8 protein-coding genes and 1 pseudogene are annotated in these 7709 nt (G+C 70.2%); 6 read left to right on the plus strand and 3 right to left on the minus strand.

Annotated features, from left to right (window positions below):
• Positions 1 to 479 (minus strand): annotated as a pseudogene (locus A9X04_RS15905) (hypothetical protein); the annotation flags it as partial.
• Positions 479 to 1615: a phosphotransferase family protein gene (locus A9X04_RS15910; protein WP_067922136.1), complete on the minus strand. Its 1137-nt coding sequence runs from the start codon at positions 1613 to 1615 to the stop codon at positions 479 to 481. The pseudogene A9X04_RS15905 and the gene A9X04_RS15910, both read right to left, overlap by 1 nt.
• 73 nt (positions 1616 to 1688) lie before the next feature.
• Between A9X04_RS15910 and A9X04_RS15915 the strand changes: the two genes are divergently transcribed.
• Together A9X04_RS15915 and A9X04_RS15920 are read left to right on the plus strand one after the other, a co-directional pair.
• Positions 1689 to 2291: a TetR/AcrR family transcriptional regulator gene (locus A9X04_RS15915; RefSeq protein WP_067922118.1), complete on the plus strand. Its 603-nt coding sequence runs from the start codon at positions 1689 to 1691 to the stop codon at positions 2289 to 2291.
• Positions 2288 to 3178, plus strand: a complete 891-nt coding sequence (locus tag A9X04_RS15920; protein WP_067922121.1) for an SDR family NAD(P)-dependent oxidoreductase — start codon at positions 2288 to 2290, stop codon at positions 3176 to 3178. The genes A9X04_RS15915 and A9X04_RS15920 overlap by 4 nt, the downstream gene beginning before the upstream one ends.
• On the opposite strand, the gene A9X04_RS15925 is transcribed toward A9X04_RS15920, so the two are convergent.
• The gene (locus A9X04_RS15925) at positions 3175 to 3780 is read right to left on the minus strand and encodes a class I SAM-dependent methyltransferase (protein ID WP_067922123.1); all 606 of its coding nucleotides are present in this window, start codon (positions 3778 to 3780) and stop codon (positions 3175 to 3177) included. The genes A9X04_RS15920 and A9X04_RS15925 overlap by 4 nt on opposite strands.
• Positions 3781 to 3974: 194 nt before the next feature.
• Between A9X04_RS15925 and A9X04_RS15930 the strand changes: the two genes are divergently transcribed.
• Genes A9X04_RS15930 through A9X04_RS15945 form a run of 4 tightly spaced genes read left to right on the plus strand, consistent with a single transcriptional unit; the run spans position 3975 to position 7639 of the window.
• A complete protein-coding gene (locus A9X04_RS15930; protein WP_067922126.1) occupies positions 3975 to 4916 on the plus strand; it encodes a DUF4129 domain-containing protein in 942 nt (313 codons plus the stop codon).
• Complete coding sequence (locus A9X04_RS15935) at positions 4913 to 5395, plus strand: hypothetical protein (RefSeq protein ID WP_067922128.1); 483 nt, start codon at positions 4913 to 4915, stop codon at positions 5393 to 5395. Before A9X04_RS15930 ends, A9X04_RS15935 begins: the two co-directional genes overlap by 4 nt.
• A complete protein-coding gene (locus A9X04_RS15940) occupies positions 5392 to 6366 on the plus strand; it encodes a MoxR family ATPase (protein ID WP_067922131.1) in 975 nt (324 codons plus the stop codon). Before A9X04_RS15935 ends, A9X04_RS15940 begins: the two co-directional genes overlap by 4 nt.
• Before the next feature lie 7 nt (positions 6367 to 6373).
• The gene (locus A9X04_RS15945; RefSeq protein WP_067922134.1) at positions 6374 to 7639 is read left to right on the plus strand and encodes a DUF58 domain-containing protein; all 1266 of its coding nucleotides are present in this window, start codon (positions 6374 to 6376) and stop codon (positions 7637 to 7639) included.
• The last annotated feature ends 70 nt before the right edge of the window (positions 7640 to 7709 follow it).

Here is a 7709-nt window from a genome sequence, read left to right on the forward strand (position 1 = left end):
TCCTCGCCGTCGACGGCGATGCGGCCGCTCCAGCTGCCGAGCTGGGCGAACCGCTGGGCGTCCAGCGTCACCCGGTTGCCGGACCGCATGAGGTGCGGCTGCTCCTGCACGACGTTGAACAGGCCTTCCCAGGTGAGATCGGCTGCGATGCCTTCGGTTTCGTCCAGGACCAACCGCAGTTTGCGCAGCGGCTCGATGACCTCGATCCGGTAGCCGTTGACGTGCTGGTTGAGCCGGTCCTGGTCGATCGCGTCGCACAGGTGCACCGCGGTCTGGGTGTCCCCGCGCCGAACCAGGAAGAACGCGTCCTTGACGCCCAGGTTGGGGTAGTAGCCGATGCCGCTGATGACGAAGATGTCGCCCGTGCGGTCGTGGGCGTTGAAGTAGGAGCGGTCGTAGAAGTTGCGGTCCGAGGAGCCCGGCCAGGCGATCGGCTGCGGAACCTGATGAACCGGGAACTCGTCGAGCGGTCCGAGCATTAGTGGTCCTCTCCGATCAAACTGCGCATCAACCCGGCGTGGTAGAACAGCGACTCGACGTCGTCGGGTTTCTCGGTTTCCCCGAAGTGCACCCGGCGCGCGCCGGTGCGCATGAACACGCAGGCCCACATGACGCCTGAGTAGACGTAGAACCAGCGCAGGTCACCGACTTCCACGCCGCTCAGCCGCCGATAGGTGGCGCGGACGTCGTCCTCGCGCATCACCTCGGGCAGGCCCGGCAGCCCGGCCAGCCCGGTCAGCTCCTGAAACACCATGTGCGCGTAGATCATCCACGCCACGTCGAGCTCGCGCGGGCCGAGGGTGACCATCTCCCAGTCCAGCACCGCCACCGGCTCGAAGTCGCGGTACAACACGTTGCCCACCCGTGCGTCGCCCCACAGCAGCACGGGTTCACGCGCGGCCGCGTCGGCCGGCCAATGGTCCTCCAGCCAGGCGAAGGTCCGCTCCAGCAGCGGCGAGCGGCCGATGTCGGGCACCGCGAAGTCGTACCACGACCGCACCCAGTTGAAGTGCCGGCGCAGCGCGGTGTCGCCGGCTTGGTCGTCGGTCAGGAAGCCGAACGCGTTCTCCGCGTTGGGGATCGAATGCAACTTGGCCAGCACTCCGACGGTCGCGTCCTGCAGTTCCCGCTGGCGCTCGGCCGGCGCGTCGGCGAACCAGTTGTTGCCGAAGGTGTAAGGCATCACGTCCGGGGGCACCACACCTTCGACGTAGTCCATCACGAAGAAGGGGGTGCCAAGCACGTCGCCGGTGGGCTCGAGCCAGCGCACCGGCGGGACGGGGACGTCGGTGAGTTCGCCGACCTTCCGGATGACCTCGAATTGGTGGTCAAGCCGGTAGGTCGGGAACACCTGGACGTCTTCGGCGGCCGGGGCCACCCTGGTCACCAGCTTCTGCTCGGTGGGCTTGCCGTCCTGGCGCCAACGGGCCGTCAGGATGATGGTCTCCGAGGACATTCCCGTCGAGTCGACGCCGCTTTCGACGGTCACCTCCGGCTCCGCGCCGGGGGGCAGGACGGTCGAGAGCCAGTTCGACATCACCGCGGGTAGCGTCGTGACGTCTCGGCTGGAACGCTGAAGCCGGTCGACCTTGTCGAGCACGGGTTCGTTGGCCACGGGGGCCTCCATTCTTTGAGCCTTCAACTCGTCGAGACGTCGGCGCGGCAATTACGATACGGTAGGTAGCGTTATGAAAGCAGACCCGTCCGCCATTGACAAGGCCCCCGGCGCCGGCCGCCCGCGGGACCCGCGTATCGACTCGGCCATCCTATCGGCCACCGCGGAACTGCTTGTCCAAATGGGCTACTCCAACCTCAGCCTGGCGGCGGTCGCCGAGCGCGCCGGAACCACCAAATCGGCGCTCTACCGCCGGTGGTCCAGCAAGGCCGAACTGGTACACGAGGCGGCCTTCCCGGTGGCGCCCACCGCGCTGCAGGCGCCCGCCGGGGACTTCGCGGCCGACATCCGCATGATGATCGAGGCCACCCGCGACGTCTTCACCACGCCGGTCGTCCGCGCCGCCCTGCCGGGCCTGGTGGCCGACATGACCGCCGACCCCGCCCTCAACGCCCGGGTGATGTCCCGGTTCGCGGACCTGTTCGCGACGGTGCGGGTGCGGCTCAGTGACGCCGTCGATCGGGGTGAGGCGCATCCCGATGTGGATCCGGACCGGTTGATCGAGTTGATCGGGGGAGCCACGATGCTGCGCATGCTGCTGCGCCCGGAGGACGCGCTCGACGATGCGTGGGTGGAGCAGACCGCCGCCATCGTGGTGCACGGGGTGACGCGGTGACGGCGCGGCTGGCCGGACGGGCCGCGATCGTCACCGGCGGCAGCCGCGGACTGGGCCGGGCGATCGCGCTGGCCCTCGCCGCGGAAGGCGCCGCCGTCGCGGTCGCGGGACGCACCGAGCAGGTGTGGGACGAGCGGTTGCCCGGAACCATCGGCGAGACGGTCGCCGCCATCGAGGCCGCGGGCGGACGCGCGGTGGCGATCCGGGCCGACCTGACCGAACGCGAGGACGTCGCCCGGTTGGTGGGCGCGGCGCGAGAAGCCCTGGGGCCCATCACGATTCTGGTGAACAACGCGGCCTTCACCGCGCCCGGCCGGCCCCGCCCTCCCGGCGGCGAACCTCGCGCCCAGTCCGCCAAGCCGGGAGGCGCCGCCAAGCCGGCAAGCGGTGCCGCCAAGCCGGGCTGGCCGGGATTCCTCAGCGTCCCGCTGACGGCGTATCGCCGGCATTTCGACATCGCCGTCTTTGCCGCCTACGAGCTGATGCAGCTGGTCTGCCCCGACATGATCCAGGCGGGCCGCGGGTCGATCGTCAACATCAGCTCGGTGGCATCGAGGCTGCCCGGAAACGGGCCGTACCCGGACCGCAGCGGCGGCGTGCTACCCGGCTACGGCGGATCCAAGGCGGCGCTCGAGCATCTGACCCAGTGCGCGGCATTCGATCTCGCCGATCACCACATCGCGGTGAATGCCCTGTCGCCGTCGAAACCGATCCTCACCCCCGGGCTGGCCTACTACGCCCGGGAGTTCGACGATACCGCCGAGGCGGACGAATTCGCCCGGGCCGCAGTGGAATTGACGGTGGTCGATCCCGCGAAGGTCACCGGACGCACGATCGGTCATCTGCAGGTGCTCGACGGCTCTTTCCGGCCGTTCGAGCCCGACTAAGCCGGTCTCGTCACCGTGACCGCGTTGATGGTCCCGGCATGCAGCCGTTGCCATTTCGGCGACCGGAATCCCGCCTGCAGCAGCAGGCGCTCGGCGCGCCGCCGGGTGCGGGCCTTGCCGCGGCGGGTGATGGCCAGCGTCGGCACCAGCCACAGCGAGAACCGGTCGACGAGCACCAGGCTTCCGCCCGGCCGCAGCACCCGGGCGCACTCCAGCAGACCCACCAGCTGATCGGACCAGTGATCGAATGACGTGGTGCTGACGACCAGGTCGAAGGCGCGGTCGGCGTAGTTGAGCTCCTCGGCCACGCCGCGGGTGAAGCTCAATCGCGGGTCGCGGGCGAGACCGGTTGCGACGGAGACCATCTGGGGGGCCGGGTCGATCCCGCACAGATGTTTGGCCCCCGGGTAGCGGCGGGCCAGCAGCCCCAACAGGTAGCCGGTGCCGCATCCGACGTCGAGCACATACTCGGGGGCGGTGACGGTCGCCACGGCCAGCTGCGCGGTGCGCTCGGCGATTTCGTGGTGCAGCCGACCGCGAAAGCCCTGGTCGTAGCGGGGGGCGCGGTCGTCGTACGCGGCGACGTCCCGATGCGGTGGCACGCGCTGAGTGTCTCACCGGGCGGGCCGCTTGGCGAGGATTTCAACGCGGGGTCCCGGGTCTCCAGCCGATCGGCGACCGCGACGCGAAGTCGCGGTGGATGAACCGCCGACTGTGGATAACTTCCCGCCTGACGTGCCAGGATGAGGCAAAGCAGTGCCGCAACAACCGGTCGGGTGGTATGCCGATGCCCGGTATGGACAAGCCCACGGGGCGAGCCGTCGCCCTGGTCGTGCTGCTGCTTGTCCTCTCCGCCGCCCTGCGCGGCTATCTGCCTTCCCCGCATCCCGCCGCACGTGCGGAGCCAACCGGCGGCCGGGCGGCGCTGATTTTCGTGGTGGCAGCCCTCGGGGTCACGCTCGCCCTGGTGACGATCGCGGTCATCGCGCGGCTGCGCGACCCGCGGGCAGCGGCGCCCCAGGCCGGTCAGCTGTCGGAGATGCTCGGCACCGGCAGGGGCCGGCCGAGCTGGCGGGTGCTGCTGATCGGGCTGGCGGTCATCGTGGCGTGGCTGCTGATCGTGTGGACGGCGTCCCACCTGTTGGCCTCCCACGACGTCGGCCGGGCGCCGCCCCCGCCGGCGAGCGGTGCGCCGTCGTCGGAGAGTGCGAACGCCCGGCCGGCACAGCCCCATCCGCGAAACGGCGATATGTTCGGCATCCTGCTCGCGGCCACCGTGCCGATGCTGTTGGTCATCGTCACCGGGACGGTCGTCGCGTCGCGGCGGCGGTGGCGGGCGGTGGCGACCGGCGCCGGGGCCGCCGCGGACGATCACGCCGAATCCCCGGCGCCACCGTCACGTTCGGAATCGTTGGCGCGCGCGGCCGAACGTGGCCTGGCCGAGATGGCCGACCCCAGCCGTGAACCTCGCGAGGCGATCATCGCCTGCTACGCGGCGATGGAACGCGAGCTGGCCAACGTGCCCGGCGCCGTCCCGCAGGACTTCGACACCCCGACCGAGGTGTTGGCCCGCGCCGTCGAACACCGCGCGCTGCACGCCGACAACGCCGTGCAGTTGGTGAACCTGTTCGCCGAGGCGCGGTTCAGCCCGCACGTGATGACCGAGGCTCACCGCGACATGGCGGTGCGCGTTCTGCAGTTGGTGCTCGACGAGCTGGGCTCACGGAGCGCCGCATGAAAAAGACTCTGGCCCTGGGCGTCTGCTTCATCGTCGGCATCGAGCTGCTCGCACTGCTGCTACCCGATCGCCGGCTGGTGCTGGCCGCCTCCGGCGGCGCACTGGCCCTGGTGCTGCTCACCGTCCGTCGCGTGCTCGGGCGCGGAATGCAGCCCGAGGCGGACGCCGAACCCGACGATCTCGGGGATTCATTGCGCCGCTGGCTGTCCACCACCGAGACGACGATCCGGTGGTCGGAGTCCACCCGGGTGGACTGGGACCGGCACCTGCGCCCCATGCTTGCGCGTCGATACGAGATGACGACCGGCCAACGGCGATCCAAAGACCCGGTGGCGTATCAGGCGAGCGGCCAGATGCTGTTCGGGACGGAACTGTGGGAATGGGTCAATCCGAACAACGTCGCGCGCACCGGTGACCGGCGGCCCGGTCCCGGCCGCGCGGCGCTGGAGGAGATTCTGCGAAAGTTGGAACAGGTATGACACTGCCGGCGGCAACAACCACTGCGCACTGCGAGGCGGTGCTCGACGAGATCGAGCGCGTGGTGGTGGGCAAGCGTTCCGCGCTCACCCTCATCCTCATCGCGGTGCTCGCGCGCGGCCACGTCCTGATCGAGGACCTGCCCGGCCTGGGTAAGACGCTCATCGCCAGATCGTTCGCCGCTGCGCTGGGCCTGCAGTTCACCCGCGTGCAGTTCACGCCCGACCTGCTGCCCGCGGACCTGCTCGGCTCCACGATCTACGACATGCAGTCGGGGCGTTTCGCCTTCCGGCCCGGGCCCATCTTCACCAACCTGCTGATGGCCGACGAGATCAACCGCACGCCGCCCAAGACGCAGGCGGCGCTGCTCGAGGCGATGGCCGAGGGCCAGGTGAGCATCGACGGCGAAACGCACCAGCTGCCAAAGCCTTTCGTCGTGCTGGCGACCGACAATCCGATCGAGTACGAGGGCACCTACCCGCTGCCGGAGGCGCAGCTCGACCGGTTCGCGATCCGCCTGGAGCTGCGCTACCTCTCCGAGCGCGACGAGACCGCGATGCTGCGCCGGCGCCTCGAGCGCGGGTCGGTCGAGCCGGCCGTCAACCAGGTCGTGGATGCGCACGACCTGCTCGCGATGCGCGAATCGGTCGAGCAGGTGACCGTGCACGAAGACGTTTTGCACTACGTCGTTTCGCTGGCCAACGCCACGAGGCACCATCCGCAGGTCGCCGTCGGCGCCAGCCCCCGCGCCGAACTCGACCTGGTGCAACTGGCCCGCGCCCGTGCGCTGTTGGTCGGCCGGGACTATGTGATCCCCGAAGACGTCAAGGCGCTCGCCGTGCCGGCCGTCGCGCACCGGATCACCCTGCGCCCGGAGATGTGGGTGCGCAAGATCCAAGGCGCCGACGTCGTCGGGGAGCTGCTGCGCCGCCTGTCGGTGCCCCGAACCGGCGAGGGCCACGGGAGCGGATGACAGCGGTGTGACCGGACGTGAGGCCGAATTCCGCTGGCGCGCATCGAACTTGACGCGGGCCGTCGCGACCTGCGCGGGCTTGGTGCTGGCCGTCGCGGTGATCACCGCGCGATGGCAGTTGATCGCCTTCGCTGCGCCCCTGCTCGGCGTGCTCTGCTCGGTCAGCTGGCAACGCCCCGTGCCGACCATTCGCGTACACGGCGATCCCGATGCGCAGCGGTGCTTCGAGAACGACCGCGCGCGGCTGCGCCTCTGGACGACGGAAGAGGGCGGGGCGACCGGGTTTTCAGCGGTCGAGGTCACGGTTCCGGCCGTCGAGGGGATGCAGCTCGAAATCCTGGACCCGGCTTCGACGCACGCCAAGACGGTTGTGGCCACGGCGCAGCGGTGGGGCCGGTACTTCATCCGGGCCCGGGTGGACGCGCTCGCGCGCGGTGGGTTGCTGTCGGGGACGGCCACCGTGGACGCCGCCGAGGTCATCGTGTTTCCCCTGACGCCCCCGCAGTCGACGCCCATCCCGCAGACCGAGCTGCTCGACCGGCTGGGCGCGCACCTGACCCGGCATGTCGGCCCCGGCGTCGAGTACGCCGACATTCGTGCCTACGTGCCCGGAGACCAACTGCGCGCGGTGAATTGGCCGGTGAGCGCGCGGCGCGGCCAGTTGCACGTCACGCAGCGCCTCACCGACCGCGCCGCCGACGTGGTGGTGCTGATCGACACGTATCGGCAACCGGCCGGTCCGGCAACCGAGGCCACCGAGCGCGTCGTCCGCGGTGCCGCGCAGGTCGTGCAGACCGCGTTGCGGCACGGCGACCGCGCCGGGATCGTCGCCCTTGGCGGCAACCACCCGCGCTGGCTGGGCGCCGACATCGGGCAGCGCCAGTTCTATCGCGTGCTCGACACGGTGCTCGCTGCCGGCGACCGATTCGAGGGCACGACGGGGACTTTGGCGCCGCGGGCGGCGATGCCCGCGGGTGCGATCGTCATCGCGTTCTCCACGCTGCTCGACACCGAGTTCGCGCTCGCGTTGATCGATCTGCGCAGGCGCGGCCACGTCGTCATCGCCGTCGACGTCCTCGACAGCTCGCCGTTCGAGGCCCACCAGGATCCCCTGGTGGACCGGATGTGGTCGCTGCAACGCTCCGCGATGTATCGCGACATGGCCACCGTCGGCGTCGACATCGTGTCGTGGCAAGGGGACAGCGGGCTGGAGCAGTCCATGGGTGTGCTACCGGACCGCCGCCGGCGGGTGCGGGGGCGGCTGCGTGGCTAGCGACCGTGGGACGGCACTGCCGCGGCTCTGGGCCCCGGTGTTCTCCGTCGTGTTCGGGCTGCTGATGGTG

Origin of the sequence: Mycobacterium sp. E3247 (assembly GCF_001667785.1) — a bacterium.
GTDB lineage: Bacteria > Actinomycetota > Actinomycetes > Mycobacteriales > Mycobacteriaceae > Mycobacterium.